General features: G+C 34.6%; 18 protein-coding genes. 12 read left to right on the top strand and 6 right to left on the bottom strand.

What is annotated here, in order from left to right:
- Positions 1-10: 10 nt before the first annotated feature.
- The 5 genes from RE409_RS15685 (at position 11) to RE409_RS15665 (ending at position 2,699) form a co-directional block, all read left to right on the top strand.
- Complete coding sequence (locus RE409_RS15685; protein ID WP_053346383.1) at positions 11-661, top strand: amino acid ABC transporter permease; 651 nt, start codon at positions 11-13, stop codon at positions 659-661.
- Between the two features lie 174 nt (positions 662-835).
- Complete coding sequence (locus RE409_RS15680) at positions 836-1,117, top strand: DUF4190 domain-containing protein (protein WP_201253608.1); 282 nt, start codon at positions 836-838, stop codon at positions 1,115-1,117.
- A gap of 108 nt (positions 1,118-1,225) precedes the next feature.
- The gene (locus RE409_RS15675; RefSeq protein ID WP_201185176.1) at positions 1,226-1,546 is read left to right on the top strand and encodes a type II toxin-antitoxin system HicB family antitoxin; all 321 of its coding nucleotides are present in this window, start codon (positions 1,226-1,228) and stop codon (positions 1,544-1,546) included.
- 487 nt (positions 1,547-2,033) lie between these two features.
- On the top strand, positions 2,034-2,459 hold the full coding sequence (locus RE409_RS15670) for a nucleoside 2-deoxyribosyltransferase (protein ID WP_201185174.1): 426 nt from the start codon (positions 2,034-2,036) through the stop codon (positions 2,457-2,459).
- A 117-nt stretch (positions 2,460-2,576) separates the two neighbouring features.
- Positions 2,577-2,699 (top strand): hypothetical protein, encoded by a 123-nt coding sequence (locus tag RE409_RS15665; protein WP_255264044.1) that lies wholly within the window; start codon positions 2,577-2,579, stop codon positions 2,697-2,699.
- 418 nt (positions 2,700-3,117) lie between these two features.
- Here RE409_RS15665 and RE409_RS15660 read toward each other — a convergent pair whose 3' ends face one another.
- A complete protein-coding gene (locus RE409_RS15660; protein WP_201253607.1) occupies positions 3,118-3,864 on the bottom strand; it encodes a L,D-transpeptidase family protein in 747 nt (248 codons plus the stop codon).
- 224 nt (positions 3,865-4,088) lie between these two features.
- On the opposite strand from RE409_RS15660, the gene RE409_RS15655 reads away from it, so the two are divergent.
- Positions 4,089-4,541, top strand: a complete 453-nt coding sequence (locus RE409_RS15655) for a YueI family protein (protein ID WP_082527393.1) — start codon at positions 4,089-4,091, stop codon at positions 4,539-4,541.
- A 176-nt stretch (positions 4,542-4,717) separates the two neighbouring features.
- On the opposite strand, the gene RE409_RS15650 is transcribed toward RE409_RS15655, so the two are convergent.
- From RE409_RS15650 to RE409_RS15640, 3 genes are all read right to left on the bottom strand, one after another.
- Positions 4,718-5,785, bottom strand: coding sequence for an AI-2E family transporter (locus RE409_RS15650; protein ID WP_201185170.1), 1,068 nt, complete (start codon positions 5,783-5,785; stop codon positions 4,718-4,720).
- A 395-nt stretch (positions 5,786-6,180) separates the two neighbouring features.
- The gene (locus RE409_RS15645) at positions 6,181-6,993 is read right to left on the bottom strand and encodes a formate/nitrite transporter family protein (protein WP_201185168.1); all 813 of its coding nucleotides are present in this window, start codon (positions 6,991-6,993) and stop codon (positions 6,181-6,183) included.
- A 604-nt stretch (positions 6,994-7,597) separates the two neighbouring features.
- Complete coding sequence (locus RE409_RS15640) at positions 7,598-8,866, bottom strand: L-lactate MFS transporter (protein WP_116820574.1); 1,269 nt, start codon at positions 8,864-8,866, stop codon at positions 7,598-7,600.
- A gap of 758 nt (positions 8,867-9,624) precedes the next feature.
- On the opposite strand from RE409_RS15640, the gene RE409_RS15635 reads away from it, so the two are divergent.
- A complete protein-coding gene (locus RE409_RS15635; protein ID WP_057218925.1) occupies positions 9,625-10,713 on the top strand; it encodes a branched-chain amino acid aminotransferase in 1,089 nt (362 codons plus the stop codon).
- A 51-nt stretch (positions 10,714-10,764) separates the two neighbouring features.
- On the opposite strand, the gene RE409_RS15630 is transcribed toward RE409_RS15635, so the two are convergent.
- Positions 10,765-11,451 (bottom strand): response regulator transcription factor, encoded by a 687-nt coding sequence (locus RE409_RS15630; protein ID WP_201185167.1) that lies wholly within the window; start codon positions 11,449-11,451, stop codon positions 10,765-10,767.
- A 142-nt stretch (positions 11,452-11,593) separates the two neighbouring features.
- Here RE409_RS15630 and RE409_RS15625 point away from each other — a divergent pair, with 142 nt between their 5' ends.
- Entirely contained in the window at positions 11,594-12,481 is an 888-nt protein-coding gene (locus RE409_RS15625; RefSeq protein WP_201224201.1) for a R2-like ligand-binding oxidase, read from the top strand.
- Positions 12,482-12,944: 463 nt separating this feature from the next.
- Here the strand turns inward: RE409_RS15625 and RE409_RS15620 are convergent, their stop codons facing one another.
- The gene (locus tag RE409_RS15620) at positions 12,945-13,202 is read right to left on the bottom strand and encodes an alpha/beta-type small acid-soluble spore protein (protein WP_053346373.1); all 258 of its coding nucleotides are present in this window, start codon (positions 13,200-13,202) and stop codon (positions 12,945-12,947) included.
- Positions 13,203-13,556: 354 nt separating this feature from the next.
- On the opposite strand from RE409_RS15620, the gene RE409_RS15615 reads away from it, so the two are divergent.
- From RE409_RS15615 to RE409_RS15600, 4 genes are all read left to right on the top strand, one after another.
- Complete coding sequence (locus RE409_RS15615; RefSeq protein WP_201224203.1) at positions 13,557-14,288, top strand: YqcI/YcgG family protein; 732 nt, start codon at positions 13,557-13,559, stop codon at positions 14,286-14,288.
- Between the two features lie 299 nt (positions 14,289-14,587).
- A complete protein-coding gene (locus tag RE409_RS15610; protein ID WP_397329003.1) occupies positions 14,588-15,229 on the top strand; it encodes an FMN-dependent NADH-azoreductase in 642 nt (213 codons plus the stop codon).
- A 120-nt stretch (positions 15,230-15,349) separates the two neighbouring features.
- Positions 15,350-17,146, top strand: a complete 1,797-nt coding sequence (gene pepF, locus RE409_RS15605; protein ID WP_201224205.1) for an oligoendopeptidase F — start codon at positions 15,350-15,352, stop codon at positions 17,144-17,146.
- Positions 17,147-17,391: 245 nt separating this feature from the next.
- On the top strand, positions 17,392-19,638 hold the full coding sequence (locus RE409_RS15600) for an AAA domain-containing protein (RefSeq protein ID WP_201250810.1): 2,247 nt from the start codon (positions 17,392-17,394) through the stop codon (positions 19,636-19,638).
- The last annotated feature ends 264 nt before the right edge of the window (positions 19,639-19,902 follow it).

The following is a 19,902-nucleotide window of genomic DNA, read 5'->3' as shown; positions in this document are numbered from 1 at the left end:
GGTATAAGACATGGATTTTGCAGGTGCCTATACACCAGATAATATCAAATTTTTATTAGAAGGTTTTTGGGTAACAATACAGGTGGCCTTTGTATCTATTATTTTGAGTTTCATTATTGGTGGGCTTGTGGGAATAATCCGGTATGCAAAAGTGCCAGTGTTATCACAAATATTAGCAATGATTGTGGAAACAGTACGTAATTTACCATTGCTATTAATTATATTTTTTACGTATTTTGCTTTACCAGAGGTACGAATAAAATTAGAGATCATTCCGGCTGCTATCGTTGCCTTGACAATTTTTGAGTCAGCCATGCTTTCTGAGGTAATTCGAAGTGGATTAAAATCCGTTGATAAAGGCCAAATGGAGGCTGCGCGTTCATCAGGTTTGAGCTATGTACAGGCATTGATACATATCATCCTCCCTCAGGCTTTGCGCCGCATGGTACCTCCTATTGTCAGTCAATTTATATCTTTATTAAAGGATACCTCTTTAGCGGTTGTTATATCATTACCGGAGCTAACTCATCATGGCCAAATTATTTATGGGCAAAGTCAAAAATTTTTAATACCAATTTTAATTCTCGTTGCTCTCATGTATTTCGTCGTTAATTATAGTTTGTCTATAGTAGCACAGAGACTTGAATTGAAACGAACTTAAAAAATCCGACTCATTATTTGAGTCGGTTTTTTTAACATTCATGTTTTATTTGGAGGATTCAATCCACTCAATTGGCATTGTATCAAAAAGTAGTTTGTAATGAATTACTCAATAAATGAATCTTTTACTGACATAAACCGTATATATAAGTAAAAAAGAAAGTAGGTGGAATAATTGTCTGAAATTAAACAAAGTAATAGTAAAGCAATTGTATCATTAATTATGGGGATTTTATCTCTTCTTATTCCATTCATCGGAATTATATTAGGTATTCTAGGTTTGATTTTTGCTTCAAAGAGTAAAAAAGAAATGGCCCAATCGGGGGAATCTGGAATTGGTTTGGTGACTGCTGGTAAAATATGTAGTATTATCGGAATAATCCTAAATGTGATTATGATTCTTATTTTTCTAGTGTTATTTTTTTTCACAGTAAATACGGACAGTATGGTTTATTAAATTTCAAATGCAAACTTGACAAAGAAAAATAAGTTGAAACTATTTTAGGTGGGATTTTGTGCTATAATTAACATAAAAACCTAAAGATTCATAGGAGGGATGATATTTTTGACCGTTCAGATCTATGAGTATCCAGCCGTTTTTTATTACGAAAAACACCCCTTAATATTAGACTCATTTTCCGTTCAAGTTTGTTTTCCAGATTTTAAGCGAAATGGATTTATCTCAACCGTTAGCGGCAGAAATCGGGTCGAAGCTTTAGCTTGTGCTCAAGAACTGTTAGAATCCATGGTCGAACATTTTATTCACGACAAAAAAACAATCCCTGATGCCAGTGAAATGGAAAAAGTGAATTTAGATAGAGGTATTAATATATGCGAGGCTGCTCCATTTCGCATTGAAATAGAAAATATCATATATGAGAAATAAAAAAACCTTGCCTGGTAGAAGACAAGGTTTTTTGTTTGATAATAATAACATCTATGAGTCCTTTAGAAGTTGTAAAAACGGAAGGTATGTAAAAACCGTTACAAAGATATTGGGTCTTGTATTTTCGAGCCTAAAAAGGCTTACTTGTTTCGCAAAACCAGGAAAACAATGATAGCAAATGAAGAGATATAAGATGAGACCTTTTTTCCTGAAGGCATGGAGAGCGCATCCGATTATTGAGTTATAGTATGGGAGCAAAGGGGAAAGAGACTATTGAAAACAAAACCATCATTACCTATAGAGGAATGATGGTTTTGTTTTTTAAAAATTAAATAAAACCATGAAAAACAAATACTTAAAGAAATAATCCTTATTTATTAAAATTAATATTTTTTTGGAAAGGATATTGCGTTCTCTATAACGAATATGTATAGTAAAGGTAATCTAGGTAAAAAGTATCAATAGTTAAAGATTTGGAGGTATATGAATGAAATATTATATAGCATCAGACGAAAAAAATTTGAAGCAAGTTAGATCGTTGATAAAGAAATTGAATGCCAAGGGATTTACATGTGTAAATGACTGGAATTTAATCGAGAACGACGATAAACAAGGAGTTATAGATAGTATAGGGGAGTACGAAAAAAAGGGAATTGAGGATGCAGATTTTATGCTAATTTTTCTTACTGCAGGTAAAGGAAATCTTTATGAGCTTGGATATGCTTTGTCTTTAAATAAGAAAATTGTTGTATATTCTCCAGAGAAAGACAATTACCACATTAATAAAAAATCAATTTTCCATAATCTACCCGGTGTAACTATCTGTAGTGGAACGTTATATAAGCTTGTTAAATTGATAAATACGCTTTCTTCACAAGGAGTAGATGAAACAAGTTCACTGCACCTTAAATAAATCTCAAATGTAGAAATAGGTAAAGATACCCTCAAATAAAATATCTTTTGAACGTAATGTTTAATATATTAAACATGAGGGTAAAAATTACTTAAACTAAAAGGGAGGCAGACTGTTTTGGCTATTATAGATATCGACCAATTGTTGCTAGCTACAGAAGAGATTGCCGAAGAGTCAGTTCCATTCCATCTCTATACATTTGACATTGATCAATTATTAGATAAAACGGATAACTGGTAAAGTAAAGCATGCCTAGAGGATATGCTTCTTTTCTGTGGGAAAATTAACCTGATTACCATTATAAAAAGAAATATAAAGTAATCAGGCAATGAAGTTCATATTAAGAAGTGGGAAAAAAATTAAAAATGGCGCCCTTTAACGAATCCTAAAATCACAAACATTGATATAGTACCGGCAACAAAAGTTACTTTAATTATATTTATGAGTAGTTCATCGTACATTTGTATTCCCTCCTTGTATGTAATGAAAGACAATGCGGTTATGATTAGCTGTTTATGTATAAATTATAACATAAACTTTACAAGTGAAGGTGGGAAAAAGGAACCGAAATGTATGATAATGTAATAATTGTTACATTTTAGACTAAAATCTAGCCAAAAAAAAGATATCATCAATAACAGATGATATCAATGATCGATTATTTAATTCCTAGGGCTTTCTTCGTTTTTGGTCCAACTACCCCATCAGGTGTTAGTTTGTTATTCTTCTGGAATTTCTTTACAGCTATTTCTGTATTATTTCCAAATACCCCATCTATTCCCTTTGTACTATATCCAAGAGTTGTTAATCTTTTTTGAAGTTCACGTACTTGTGGTCCGTTGCTTCCTTTCTTTAAAATTGAAATTGTGTTCCCCACTGGGATACTCTCTGATCCGTTAACCTTATATCCATTTGTAGCCGCTATGGAAGCAAATGATTTACTGGAACTGGTAATTATGACGATTGTGTTCATATTAACCTTACCATATAACCACTTTACATCTTCATTATACATACGAACACAGCCGGCACTTATATATTTTCCAATGGACTTTGAATCATTATTTCCATGTATTGCATACGTATTTCCTGGTGTATTTCGTGCATTAATCCCCAACCATCGATTGCCTAGAGGATTTTTAGGATCTCCTCCTCTAATTTTACCTTTATAATAGGGGCGATTGACAATCTTTGTAACTACCTTAAACTTTCCTTCAGGAGTGTAGGAGGATTTTTTTCCAGTCGCTACAATAAATACTCTCACTAATTTATTATTTTCATAGTAGGCAAGCTGATTATTGGACTTATTGATGATAATCAGCTGTTTTGATGCTGCATTTGAAGAATTACTGTATCCACCAAAACAAAAAAAGAACATTAATACAAATACGATAAATTTTTTCATGTTTTCCCCGTCCCTTATTTAAGTACCTGCATATTCACGCATATACTATCCTATGCACGAAGTGAAGCTAAAGTGACATTTTTTCAAAGGAAAGGTAAACTTAAAATAAGAAGGATTTACTCAAATCGGATTTTTATCGTTGCAAAATTACTAAAAAGAAAGCAGGGCACTGTTTGTGGTCACATTACATACATTATTGAAGTGAAACCGGAGGTGGGAAAAGATTGTCACGCTTAAAAGTAGAGGACTACCTTGAACAAGGAATGTACGGTCCAAAAGAAATAAAGCCTGGTGAACGAAGGGAATTCCTTGGCACATTACGAGAGCGCGTTATTGTCGTCCTAAAAAAACCTCAAGTATTTGAACTAAATGTATATCCAGAGATTGAGGAAATGATGAAGCAATTTCCTCTGTCAAATTTGTTTTTAAATGGTCAAATGGACTATCAATACCTAGGGAAATATATTAAATTAGCTAATCGACATAATATACCTTACAAAATTGTCCTAAACAAAGACCATAACTCCGAATTAGGCCTAGTACTTGCAGAAAAAAATGCCATAAATAAAGAAGAGATTTATATTGAGAAGAAGAAGCAGTTCAATCAAGTTAAAAAGAAAAACAGTGTCAAAGCATTTATCAAACAATTGGTTAGAAAATTTATAAAAAAACGCTGAAAAATTCAATCAGCGTTTTTTTAGTAAACTCCTATAGGGTTGTTGAAATTCATGAGTGATTAATGAAGTTATATTCAATTACCTAAATAAAATAAAAAGGATGCCTATCTGCTTTATGTATAGGTCACTTTTTGTTTTATCAGTTGGAAAAGTTGATCAGATAGCAAATCTGTTAATTATGTATTCATCTTCCTTAACCTATAAAACTTTCTGAAGTTTCCTATAATCGTTTTAACCACAGAATAAGCAGGGATGGCTATAAGAATTCCAATGAATCCGTATATTGAACCGGCAGCAAGTAGCAATAAGATAATGGTTAATGGGTGAATATTAAGTCGTTTCCCCATAATATTCGGAGTAACGAGGTGGCCTTCTGCTTGTTGAACGACAGTAAGGACAATGAGTACTTTTACAGCCAACCCTACATCTTGCTGTAAGGCTATGAAAAGGGCTGGAATAACGCTGATTAATGGACCTAGAAAGGGTACAACGGTAAAAATCATTGCGAAAAGGGCTAATACGAGTGCATAATCGAGTCCAATAATTAGGTACCCCACATACATAAAAGCCCCTATTACGATTGAAACGATGAATTGGCCGATGATATAAGTTGAAAGGGTTTTATCTACATCTTTTAAAATCGCGTTCCCTTCTGGTTCAACTTCATTCGGTATATACTTTAATAAAAACGGTCTTAGCTTATCTCCATCCTTCAAGAAATAAAATAAGATAAATGGTGTAATAACCAGTACAGTTAGAACACTTGTAATCGCAGAGAATATGGTATTAACATTTTCTATAAGTTTTTCAGAATAATTTTTAAAATGAGATATGCCATTTGCTTTCAAGTCTTTTATATTAACCATACCAAAATCATTTTGTTCTATCATGTCTTCAGATTCCTTAGAGAATTCCTTGACTTTGCTTGGAAGGTTAGCAGATAAATTTTGGAATTGATCCATGACTACAGGACTTCCAAAGTAGCTGCCTGTCCCGATTATTCCAAATATAACCAAGAAGACAATAAAAATGCTGACTGTCCTTGGTATAAATTTAGTTAAAAAGTTAACGACAGGTCGTAATATATAGTATAAGAGTCCAGCCACAATGATTGGGAAAAACATTGCTGTAATGATTTTTTGAATCGGCAAAAGAATATAATCAATCTTGCCTAGCAAAAAAATAATTAAAATTATTAAGATAATTCCACATGCATACTTAAAAAATGGTTTGTTTATCCACAAGACAATCCCCCCTAAATCTCATCAGCTACTTAATACCCTTGTTAGGCTTAGAGTTAAACAATAATACCAACAGTAATAAATGATTAGGGGGGAAATAGATGTAATTTGACATTAGATGGTTCAAGTACAGACTGTTTTCAAGCGAGATGTTGATTCTACCTTTAATTAGAATTCAAATATTTCGTAATTCGGAACAAAGGGTGTATTCTAAAGTAATTTCTAATTTAGGGCAGATGCATTCATCTCATTTACTTCACAGAATCATTGAAGTTCTTTAATAAACCAATATATTTCAAGTAAGAGGCAGCTGAAACCTCATATTAAAATACCAAAATTCTTTGGTTAAAATGAAAAACAAACCTCCATTGGAAAATGAAGGCCTTGTATTAAAAAAATTATGATGATTTTTTTATATACTTTATTTCTTCTACAACTTTTTTGTCCTGACGTGCATAAGCTCCGTAATACAGACCGCCTACGAGAATGGCACCACCAACAGCATTTCCAAGGAAGACTGGGATAAAGTTCATAAAATACTCACCCCAAGTAACGGCACCAACGAAAATTCCTGCTGGAATGACAAACATATTGGCAACAATATGCTGGAATCCAAGTGTAATGAAAGCACAAATCGGCAAGAACAATCCAATGATTTTTCCTGTAGTATCTTCAGCGCTGTATGTAATCCAAATAGCCAGGGCTACCAGCCAATTACAGCCGACAGCTGAAATGAATGCTTCGATAAAATTGGCATCAACCTTTGATTGTGCTGCAGCTATCGTTTTATTCAAAAAGATGTCAGTTTCGGTCAATCCAAGTAGATGTCCGAAAAAGTAAGCAACAAAAATGGCACCTGCGAAGTTGGTTATAGCAATTAAGATCCAGTTTATTGATAATTGTTTAACAGATACTTTTTTAGCAAGCGCAGCCATCGATACAGCCATCATATTTCCAGTTAATAATTCTCCGCCGGCAATTACAGTAAGTATTAAACCTAACGGGAATACTAAACCACCTATTAAGTTATTCAGTGTACCCCACTCATGTGGTAAGCCTGCGGTGACCCTTATGTTAAATAAATAGCCCAAAGCGATAAAGGCCCCACCTAGGAAACCTAGTATTATTAGACTAGTTAGCGGCAATGTTGCTTTCTTAGTTCCTGCTTTGATTGCAATTTTCGCCATTTGTTGCGGGTTATAATAACTCATATTGCTCCCCCTAGTTGATGTTTCAAAAAAATTTGTTAGAATGTGTTACTTATTTAGTAGTAAAAACCCTTGAAAATACTTACTAAACAAAGATTACCAACAGTTATTATACATTAGTTTTAAAAATATGCTATAACGAAATAACTAATTTAGGATTTTTTTATAGAAAAAACTAAGCCTTTATCACAGTTTAGGGTGGTTCAAAAATATATAATACAAAAAGAAAATGCTAATAATATAAAGCCTGAATTTTTAAAAGTGTAAATTATAACTGCCTTTTAAATATGATAAAACGATTTTATACTTTTGAGTTTGAGTGCAATAGGGGGAGTAGGGTAGATAGTAATATGTATGAAAGGGAAGGGAGGGATTATGAATTTACTGAGGTTTCTAGAAGTTTTATATTGAAGTTCCTGAAAAGTGCCATTCAGTAATTGTTTTCAATTTTTATAAAATGTAAATTCTGATGAAATATAATAAAGAGTAAAATATAAAATGAAAAAGGCATTATCACAAGAAAATTCCCAATAAGGAAGTTACCTTGATAATGCCTTGATCTAGTATATTTATCGAACAAAATAGTCAGAAAAACTACTCTCTAAATTTATGATATTTTACTTAATTTATTAGTAAATCCTTGTTTCTGTTCTCTTTGCATTTTTTTGATATCTAAACGCAGCCAGATGGAAATCAAGAAAGCAATTGCAATTAATGCAGCGAAAACATAGAACACTGGAATATAACTGTTTGTACTTTCTCTAATTGCGGTAACCAGCATTGGTCCACAAACTCCTCCAAGAGACCATGTTGTTAAAAGATAACCATGGATAGCACCAATTTCTTTTGTTCCAAATAAATCTCCAGCAAATGCAGGAAGATTTGAGAAACCTCCACCATAACAACTAACAACTAACAATATAAGACCTTGGAACAATAACGAATTTGTAGTAGTTGGAAGTAAGAGGAACGCTCCGATTTGAATAATAAAGAAAATGACGAAAACATTTGGGCGACCAATATAATCAGAGGCTGCTGCCCAACCAAGTCTGCCTCCACCATTGAAGATTCCCATGATACCAACCAGAGTTGCTGCGCCAGCTACAGACAATCCAACTACGTCTTGAGCCATAGGAGAAGCCACAGAAATCATCATAATCCCTGCACTAGTATTAATTAATTTCATCGACCAAAGCATCCAGAAATGTTTTGTTTTAACCGCTTCTTTTGCAGTTAATTGTCTTAGATCTTTCTTAATTTCTTTTTTTCCTGACTCAATATCTTTTTTCATACCTTCAGGAATCCAATTCGCTTTTGGTGGTGCAATGTATGAAGCACCTAAAAACATAAGAATGAAATAGCCTGCTCCTAAAATGTAATAAGTAGAATAAATTCCAACGGATTCCATAAGGCTTGCTGCAACTGGGGCTGTAATAAGAGCTCCAGCACCAAAACCGAGTACAGCCATTCCTGTTGCTAGTCCTCTTCTATCAGGGAACCATTTGACAAGAGTAGATACTGGTGAAATGTATCCAATACCCATACCAAGACCACTTAATACTCCATATGTTAGTAAGTAAAGTGGAAGTGAATCGATCATGACAGCCAAACCAGAACCAGCTTGTCCTAAACCGAATAATACAGCAGCAACTAAGGCTGATTTTCTTGGACCATTCTTTTCAACAAATTTCCCAAAGAAAGCTGCAGAGGTTCCTGCAAGCGCCATCATAATTGTAAATGCTAAAGTTACTTCAGTTTCTGACCACCCCATAGTCTCAACTAAAGGTTTCTTGTATACGCTATATGCGTATGCACCACCAATGGAAAGGTGAATAGCAATAGCTGATAAAGCAATTAACCACCTGTTTTTTGTCATATTGTTACCCCTTTTCGTGAATTATAAGAGAGTGGCATGCGTTTTATCTATAATAATATGAGTTGCATGCATTTTATCTATCTCGTGGGATAAGTATATAAGATTATTATTTAGTAGTAAACTACTAAATTAAATTTTACTAAAAAAAATGTTGCTATAACATTCTTGTACAAATCCGAATCGGCTTAGGGAAAATTTTTATTTTATATCTTACTCACATAGGGAATAGGAAGCCAATTTTAGATGAGAGGCATAAATTAGCAGCTGTAGAATGTTATATAAGAATCTCTTGTATCTTGATTGTGATTGGCATTTTGAATGTGGCAAATGCCCTTAATTCGCTCCATTCTATCTATTTTGAATCGGTAATGATTTTCCTTCGCTATTGTAGGTCTTATGTAATCAAGATGGTAATCTTCAACGGCAAACGGAAAAGATGCACATTGGCATTATTCAATGATATTTGTTAAAATTAACTTAAGACTTTATAAAAGAATCTTCAGAATTCCAATCAAGCCATTAGTATTAAAGGATTTTAATAGGGATAATAAAAGTTTTTTTCTTACAAAAAAGGAATATTAGAGTCTTTTTTCAGGAATCATACGTAAAGTAATCAAAAAAAATCAAATTATTTTGAAAAAATTCCGAAAATTTAGTCATAAGGGCTTGAACTATGATTCCTGATAGGAGTAAACTAAGTTAAGATAGATTTTATGGAAGTGAAATCTTGTAAAAATATTCAACAAGGGGTTTTGGTAATGAAGGAACATGACATGCAAATCACGCTTAGTACAACAAAGAAAGAAAAACCACAAGCGGACCAGCTTGAGTTCGGTAAGAAATTTACCGATCATATGTTTATTATGGATTACACACGAGGGCAAGGGTGGCATGATCCAAGAATTGTTCCTTATCAACCGCTCGCATTAGAGCCGTCAGCTATGATTTTTCACTATGGCCAATCTGTTTTTGAAGGATTAAAAGCATATGTATCATCAGATGATGAAATTATTTTATTCCGCCCGAAAAAGAATTTTGAACGCTTAAATAATTCAAATAGTCGCCTATGTATACCAGATGTTGATGTGGATTTCGCGTTAAAGGCCTTAAAAACCTTAATTAGCGTTGATAAAGAATGGATTCCTCGAGCAGAAGGGACGTCCTTATATATTCGACCTTTCATTATAGCTACTGAACCTTATCTCGGAGTTTCTCCATCAGATCGTTATCAATTTATCATCATTATGTCACCGGTAGGTTCTTATTATAAAGAGGGAATTCACCCTGTTAAAATAGCGGTGGAATCAGCTTTTACACGTGCCGTAAATGGTGGTACAGGAGAAGCTAAAACAGGTGGTAATTATGCATCAAGCCTTAAAGCTCAAGAGGAATCTGAAAAGATGGGATATTCTCAAGTGCTTTGGCTAGACGGAGTAGAAAAAAAATATATTGAAGAAGTAGGAAGCATGAATGTCTTCTTCAAAATCAATGGTGAAATCATTACTCCAGCTTTAAATGGTAGCATCCTTTCAGGAATTACTCGGGATTCTATTATTGAATTGTTAAAGCATTGGAATCTTCCAGTAACAGAACGGCGTATTTCTATGGAGGAAGTCTATGAAGCCTTTAAATCAGGACAATTAGAAGAGGCATTCGGTACTGGTACAGCTGCTGTGATTTCTCCAATTGGTGAATTCTTGTGGAATGGTGAAGAAATGATAGTTCAAAACGGAGAGACTGGTGAATTATCTAAAAAACTTTATGATACATTAACTGGTATCCAAACAGGTAAGGTTGAAGATGAATTAAACTGGACTACGAAAGTTGAAGAAAAAGTCACTCAATAATATTTTAAAACAAAAAAACCTTCTATGAAGGTTTTTTTGTTTTATATTCTTTTAAATAATTATCTTGTGCCGGATAGCGACAGCTACAGCCTCTGTACGATGATTGACTCCTAATTTCCTAATGGCAGAAGAAATATAATCCCTAACAGTGTATTCACTTACCCTCATCTTTGGTGCCATTTGTTTTAACCCTAGACCATTAGCTAAATATTGTAGGACTTCGACTTCACGATTACTAAGAAGGTATGAGGGGGGGGAGGATTCTAAAGTTGTACTGACTGCCAGTTCTAAATAATGGGAAAGCTTCATTAAATCATGCTTTGTAACAGGTTCGTTGGTCTGTATTGGGTCAACTAAAACAAAACCAATAACCATTTCATTGACCATAACCGGAATTACAGCTAATGAAGAGATTGCAAATCTTTTAACGTATTTTGCAGGTATGGATGATTTCGTATGTTTAATTGTTAAATATACTGGTTTGTTATTTATGAGAGCTTGGTGGATGGGGTATATATCATGAATATTTTCTTTGACATGATGTAACGAAATTGTTTCTTTACTTGTGCATGAGTAAATACCTTCACCCATACCACTTAAACAAGAGTAACTGAACAAAGAGGCACGTTGAAATGAAAAAAAATCTACACAGCCCTTTACAATCATTTTGGATTTATTTCTCATATCTTTTTGTATGGAAATATTTTTAACATGATTCAACAAGGTTTCCTCAAGCATTCGACTTTATTCCTCCCTACTTTTTCAGTGATAGGTAAAAACTTACTAATATCTTACAATATAAGGTAGGGCCTTACAAATTTGATTATCTATGCTTATGTGTTTACAAGTTTACGATTCTCTATTTTAAGGAGGATAAAAAATGAAAAGAACGAATTTGACGACCAGCAGCCGAAGTTTTAGAGAAGATACCCTTCCGTTTAAACTCTATCAAAAGGCAAAAAAATTCGGTGTATGGAATCCGCGTGACATTAATTTCAGTCAGGATATAGAAGATTGGAAGTCGTTTACTAGTATTGAAAGAGAAGTTTTATTACGGATTATTTCGCTTTTCCAGGGCGGAGAAGAAGCCGTAACATTGGATTTACTTCCGCTTATTATGGCTATAGCAAAGGAAGGTAGAATTGAAGAGGAAATGTACTTAACAACTTTCTTATTCGAGGAAGCAAAGCATATGGAATTTTTCCGTTATACTTTAGATCAAATTGGTGAAACAGGTGATCTAACAGTTTATCATTCAGAAACATACAAATCTATTTTTTACGAAATACTGCCTGAGGCGATGGAGAAACTAATACACGATCAGTCTCCTGAAGCATTGGCGGAAGCGGCCACTGTATATAATATGTTTACCGAGGGAGTACTTGCTGAAACCGGGTATTTTGGGTTTTATCAGACACTCGAAAACAATAATATGATGCCTGGTTTATTAAAAGGGGTTGGCCTTTTGAAAAAAGATGAATCGCGCCATATTGCATATGGCACTTTTTTGCTCCAGAGGATTATCAGTGAGCATCCACATATTTTTAGACAAGTTGAAAAAAGAATGGCAGAACTTGCCCCACTTGCCATCGCGTTAAATATGGAAGGATATGATCGGTTTGGCAATCCATTTGATAATGATAAACAAGCTGTTTTAGATTTCACCATGAAACAATTAGCTGTTCGGATGGAAGTATTGGCACGGGCCAAGGGTAAGAAAATTGAAGAAATCTATCAAAGTAACGAAAAGGAATATGGAGTTTTGTAAAAAGAATGAAAAATAGGATATGACTGTACGTGATGATGTAAAGAAATTTATTCATTTAAATAGGTGGTGGATATACGGCGCAATAATTTTTCAAGCAGTTTGGGAATCTTAACATTCCTGGCTGCTTTTTATTTTTAGCATTAAAGTCTAATCTATTAACATAAACCACAGGGTGTCTCCAATTATGGTTCAATAAGTCATTAAAATTATAAAACAATTAAAGGCAGCAGGAACACAATACTTCTAGTCGATCAATTTTGATAAAAGGTCCGTTGTTTTTGCAGGTACTAATGATCAACTAAACCGAGATGTAATGAATAAATTTTTAACTTAAAATTTATGAAAATCATTTATATATTTGAAATTTGAGCAAAAAGGAGGCGGGTATAAGGAAATGTCCGTCTCCTTCTATATGTTAAACAGATTTGAGTTTATATTTGTTAAGCAATCGTGATTCAATGAATTAGTTATTGTTTTTTCCTAAGTTTTCCTGAGCCATCTGTATAAGTTCCTTGACCATACCTCCTCCTAACTTTCCACCAATTTTTCCAGCTTGCTTTGATGTCAGTTGACCGTTATAGTCTTTTTTCAGTGGTACGCCAACTTCTTTTGCAACTTCAAACTTTGCATCTTCATGATTCTTCGTACCAGCTACTTTGGCTTTTAAATCATCAAGACCTTTTCTAGCTCCCGCTACTAGGATTTTATTTCTTCTTGTCATATATAATCACTCCTTAGTTTTTAGGTTATCCTAAAGTATAGAAAATGATCATTAACCTCTTTATTTTAATCTTTTATTTAGGTTCTACTTTGTATTTACCTTAACATTATAGGGAGATTTGCTTTAGTTTGATTTCTAGGAGTTTTTGCCACAGACCAGTCCATTATAATAATTTATGAGATTGGATTCACTCTGCTTTTTTTTGCAGACTAGCTCAGGCTGATACAGATGAAATCAAAAAAATTTGAATCTATTGCAGCATCTTTTAATATGACGAGAGAATTAGCTGTTATGGACGTTTACTTTATCAAATTCTGGGTATAAGATAGTATATCAATTTGAAGGAGAAAAGAGATGCTGACTGCGAATTCATGTTTGTTAACGAAAGAAGATATGAAAAATCCTGATCGAGTACCTCGATGGTTAATCAAGGAATATCAAACTTTCCACAATACAGTGATGGATAAAACATTTCCTTGTTATTTTGGTATGAACGCGGAAAAAAAAGGTGAGCTTCGTTATGCATATATTACACAGAAAGATTGGTCCAATCTCCCAAAAGCTGTGGAAAGCTTTCTAGACTTATTCCAGGAACCTCCATATGTCAGACATGGTTTGTTTGTTTTTATGGAGCCAGAAAAGCAAGAGGGAGATTTAGAATTATATCGAAAACGATTTTGGGAAATCCTTCAGTATCTTCATATAAATGATAAGAAACCTTGGCCAAATGAAAAGCCAAAAGATCCGGATCATTATTTATGGGATTACCATTTTGCAGGGGAACCAATTTTTATCTTTGGTAATGCACCTGCATATAAACAGCGTAAAACCCGTGATTTAGGAAATAGTCTTGTACTAGGCTTCCAACCCCGAATGATCTTTGAAGGATTAGAAGGTACAGAAAAAGGCGGAATCATGTCACGTGAAAAGGTGCGTGAACGAGTAGAAAAATGGGATAATCTCCCGAAACATCCGGATATCAGCCACTTTGGCGATGTAAATCATAATGAATGGAAACAATTTTTTATTGGTGATGATATTGAACCGATAAAAGGAAAATGTCCTTTCAATCATAAAGAGTTATAAACGAGAGTATTTGCTCTCGTTTATTTATTTGCTCTTTTCTTCTATATTATATGCTTGTAACTGTTAAAAAGGGGATTTAGAAAGTTCACCATAACTCGAGAACTCCGATATTTATTTCTTTATATGTCTGTAAAAGTATCTAAAACACAAAATATAGTATATAACCCCAAAAACATATATCTTGTTTTATTTTATTAACACAATTATAATGTGTATGTAGGAATTGCAGTTACTTCGAGATATCTTGATTAAATATTTCGGATTAAACTGTGCTATTCACATACACATATTAATTACAATTGGGGGAACCAACTATGTCTAAAGTATTATTAATCAAAGCAAACGACCGTCCAGCAGAGCAAGCAATCAGCGTGAAAATGTATGAATCGTTTTTAAGCACATATAAAGAAGCAAATCCTAACGATGAAATTACTGAATTGGATTTATTCAAACTCAACTTACCATATTACGGAAACACAGCAATTACAGCGATATTCAAACGCAACCAAGGTATGGAATTGACTGAAGAAGAATCAAAAGAAGCGGATAACGTGCAACAATACTTGAACCAGTTTCTTGCTGCTGATAAAGTAGTATTTGCATTCCCGTTATGGAACGCTACGGTACCGGCTCCTCTTGTAACATATATTTCTTATCTTGCTCAAGCAGGTACAACATTTAAATATACTGCGGAAGGCCCAGTTGGTCTTATTCCAGAGAAAAAAGTGGCTGTACTTAATGCTCGTGGTTCAGATTATGCTTTACCAGGAATGGATGCTGCTGAAATGGCAGTGAAATTTGTAACAATGAATCTAAACCTATGGGGGATAACGAACCCAGAAACAGTTGTTATCGAAGGGCACAATCAATATCCAGACCGCACACAAGACATTATTGCTGAAGGATTGACGAAAGTTGTAGAAGCTGCAGCTAAATTCTAATTATATTTTATGTAATAACCAGTATGTATTTTTAGCATACTGGTTTTTTTATGCAGGTTTTTCTGAAAGTCGCTTATAATAGAGGGTAAGCCTATAAGTATGAAAGGAAGTGCCAATAAAATGCAAACGTACAAAACACGTGACGAAATCAAAGAGGAAGAAACTTGGAATCTAAATGATATTTACGATAACAAGGATAAATGGGAAAAGGATTATCAAGAAGTCCTTAAGATGACAGAAAAATTAAAAACCTATGATGGACAAATTCAGACAGCTCAAGACTTGTTTGAGTATTTACGGTCAAGTGAGGAACTTGGTTACATTTATAATAAACTCTATGTATTTGCGATGCTGCAAACAGATTTGGATACAAGGGTTACTTCATCACAGGCTTTGCTTGATCGGGCAAGTCAGTTAGGTCAGAAAATTAGCAATGCTTCTTCATTCTTCATGCCATTTCTTTTAAGCCTAGAAGAAAAAACGCTAAAAGGGTACATAAAAGAAATAGAGGGTTTGAAATATTTTGAAGAAGATTTACTAGATTCTTATCGATATAAAACCCATGTGTTAACGAAAGAACAGGAAGAGGTCCTTTCCCAAATAGGTGAAGCCTTTTCAGCACCACAAAAAACATTCGGGATGATCAACAATGCTGACATTAAGTTTGGTGAAGTGACAAATGGAGACGGCGAAAAAGTAGAGCTGACCCGAGGATTATATTCAAAATTGATTGAAGATGACAATCGTGATATTCGAAAAGAGGCATACATTGCGTATTATCAGCCATATGTACAACTGAAAAATACGATTGCTTCAACACTTTCAACAGCAATCAAGAATAACGTGAATCTCTCTAAACTAAGGAACTACCCTTCTGCATTAGAAAAATCATTGTTCGGTGATCAAGTTCCAAAAGAGGTATATGATAACTTAATTATGTCTACTAAACAAAATATAGGACCGATGCATAAATACATCCAGCTGCGGAAAGAGCTTTTGGGTGTAAATGAATTGCGTGCATACGATTTAAGTGTGCCATTGGTCGAAGGTGCAAAAGAAGAAATATCATATGATGACAGTTTTGCTTTAATGATTGAGGCGTTGAAACCGCTGGGTGAAGAATATACTTCTATCTTAAAAACCTTTAAAGAAAAACGCTATATTGATGTCAGAGAAACACCTGGAAAACGGTCTGGGGCTTACAACTTAGGACTTTATGGTGTTCATCCATTTATCTTACTAAATCACCGTGATGATCTTGACAGCGTATTTACACTTGCGCATGAATCTGGCCATGGGATGCATTCATACTATAGCTCAAAATATCAACCGCAAATAACAGCAGGCTATTCCATTTTTGTAGCGGAAGTTGCTTCTACGGTGAATGAAATTCTGCTGATTCGCCATTTAATTAATACAACAAAAGACGTTCAAAAGAAAAAGCACTTACTTAACCATTTTATCGATAGCTTTAAGGGAACTTTCTTCACACAGGTGATGTTCGCAGAATTTGAAAAGATCGTTCACGAGAAGGCAGAAAATGATGAACCACTAAATGCCGAGGTGTTTAACACAGCTTATGAAACAATTTTCCGAACATATAATGGTGATGAAATAGTTTTCGATGAAGAAGTGAAGTATGGCTGGTCACGCATTCCGCATTTTTATCGTCCATTTTATGTGTATAAATATGCTACAGGTTACGTTTCAGCTATTACAATTGCAGATAAAATTCTTTCCGGAGATCAAAAAACCCTCGAAAGTTATTTGACCTTCTTGAAAAGCGGCAGTTCTGAATTCCCGTTAGACCTGCTCAAGAAAACAGGCGTAGATTTAACTAAACCTGAGCCTATTGAAAATGCTATGAGGATTTTCAGTGATTTAGTAGAACAATTCACAGAGCTGTCAAAGGGCTAATGTAAACCATTTCTTCCAAAAGAGCCCATGGTATGATGAAATAAAAAATGCTATAGTAAGACTATTGGCAAATGAGAGGCCCAATCTTTTGATTGGGCCTTATTTTATATGTTAAAGAAGAGATATTGTCACGGGACAGGTTTTGCATAAAAAGCCTAGAGCCTTGGTTATTCATCGCAATAGCGCCTAGCTAATGGGCCAGTTCTTTATACATCCAAAGGCATATTTTGTGAGGAAAGTGAAAAATGAATTCAACGGTTAACTATATAAAAGAATGGCAACAGGCACTTCAACTTGAAATTTTGCATTTGAAAAAATACGGAAGCACAAAATACCTTGTTTCGAATGGCCATTTACTTACAAGTGATGGTTCTTTCACCTACTATTTTGAAACAAGCTCCTCGATAAAAATTCCTATAGGTTCCATTATTCGATTGGAATGGGGAGGAATAAAACAGGATGGGAGGGTCTTATCATCTGAAGGGAAAAGTATAATCATCGCTTTTGAACGATCATTAGGTGATTTAATCGGGGAAGCTTTTTTATACCATGATCCCTGGGAATTACTAGAACAATTGATTACCCGTCTAGATGAAATCAAGAGAAGCAAAAAGAAAAGGCTACGGATTAAGCGTCTAATGGATCCATCTATGCCCCAAAAACATCCGGTAAATGAAAAACAAAGCAGTGTAAAAGAATTATATGCACGTTCAAAGTTTAATCCTGTCACTTTTGTCTGGGGACCTCCAGGAACAGGAAAGACTTATACATTGGCACGTACGGTTGCAAATCATTATTTCCAAGATAAAAATATCCTGGTGCTGTCACATAGCAATCAAGCTGTCGATGTACTGATGGCTGAAATCTCTACATTTATTAAAAAGAAAGACCGTTTCCATGAAGGGGATGTGCTTCGCTATGGTTCACAAATAGGTGATTCTCTAGCTATCCATGATGATATTGTTACAGGTCAACTATTAGGGAAGCATGAACCGGACTTGATGAAAGAAAAAGAGCAACTTGCAGAAGAAAAGAGGTTGTTAAAGCAGGATTTAGCTGGTTCATTTAGCAAAAGAGATACCAATCATTTAATTGAATTAGAAAAAAAATTAGCTAAAGTATTAGAGAAAATTCGTCAAAAAGAGATGCTACTTGTGAAAGAGGCTAAAATTATTGGAATGACCTTGGCTAAAGCTGCTAGCGATGAAACGGTATACCAAAAAGAATATGATCTAATCATTTTGGACGAAGCCAGCATGGCTTACGTACCGCAAGTAGCTTTTGCGGCAGCCTTATCCAAACATATTATCGTTTGCGGTGATTTCAAACAATTGCCACCAATTGCTTCTGCACGTGATTCTCTAGTGAAACTTTGGCTGAAAGAAGACATCTTTCATCGCGCGGGGGTTGCACAATCAGTAGAAGAGGGGGAACTTCATCCTCATTTATTTCTCTTAAAAGAACAGCGCCGTATGCATCCAGAAATTTCGGCATTTACGAATCGTGTGGTCTATAACAATTTTGTTGGAGACCATGAAAGTGTTTTGACAAGTAGAGATAGCATAAGATCAGCGGAACCGTTTGCAAATCAGGCAGCTGCACTTGTCGATACTAGCTTTTCAGGTGAATATTGCATGACGGAACGCACATCCCATTCGAGAATGAATCCATGGCAGTTGCTTTTGTCCTTTCAGCTGATTCATGAATCGTATGTTGGCGGGGCTCGATCCATTGGTTATGTTGCTCCATATCGTGCCCAGGCTAACTTGATGGAAAAACTTTTGGATGACTTGTATAGTCAAGAAAGGCAAACAGCAGACATCATAGCTGCAACTGTACATCGTTTCCAAGGCAGTGAAAGGGATGTCATGATTTTTGACACGGTTGATAGTTATCCGCAAAATCGTGCAGGAATGTTGCTGACCGGAAGAGAAAGTGAAAGGCTAATAAATGTGGCGATAACAAGGACCAAAGGGAAGTTCGTACATGTTTGTGATACTTCTTTTGTTAATAAGCATGTTTATCGTAGCAAAACACTTCGTCAGCTTGTTGATCATCAAATCCAAAACGGTCAGATGGTCGCAAGGAAAGATATTGGAAAATGGGTGAAACTTCAGCATCCCCGACTGCAATGGATGCATGCCCGTAAGTTGGACAACTTATTAGCAGATATAGATTCCTCTAAACAAGAAATTATTGTGGCCGTGCCAGATTTTAAAAATTTGTCAGAGGAATGGAAGCTGATTCTAATGAAAAGAGACCCTGAAGTCAAATTGACTATCATTTCAGGGAATAGAAATCCGGAAATTTTTACAGATTATTTCATTTGTATGCCAGTTTCCTTCTCTTTTATTATCATCGATGGTCATGTTGTCTGGTTAGGATTGCCTGTAGAATCGAATAATCGAGTGCAACCTCCCTTTGTAGCGGCTCGCTTGGATTCACCTATTATTGCAGAAGAAATCTTATCTCAGTTTAAAAAAAATGAATAATTTAAAGGAAAGGCCCAATTTTAGGGTCTTTCTATTTTTTTATTCAATAAATATTCCTTAAAACATCTCTTTAGAATATATGGTAAAAACAAATCGGGTTCCATCTATAAGAGTAATAAAAAATGTATATTTTAAAAATAACCTCGTTAGAATTTACAATTCACTCCTATTTACCAATCCAGAATATCCACTTATTATTTCAGCTAAGAGTTACAAACTAAACTAACAACAAGCGTATTAGGCGACATTTTATATTCAATGTTT

The sequence above is a fragment of the Peribacillus sp. R9-11 genome, from assembly GCF_031345095.1.
In the GTDB taxonomy this organism is placed as follows: domain Bacteria; phylum Bacillota; class Bacilli; order Bacillales; family DSM-1321; genus Peribacillus; species Peribacillus butanolivorans.
Note: the sequence above shows the minus strand (reverse complement) of the source record. Positions and strands in the feature narration are given on the sequence as shown.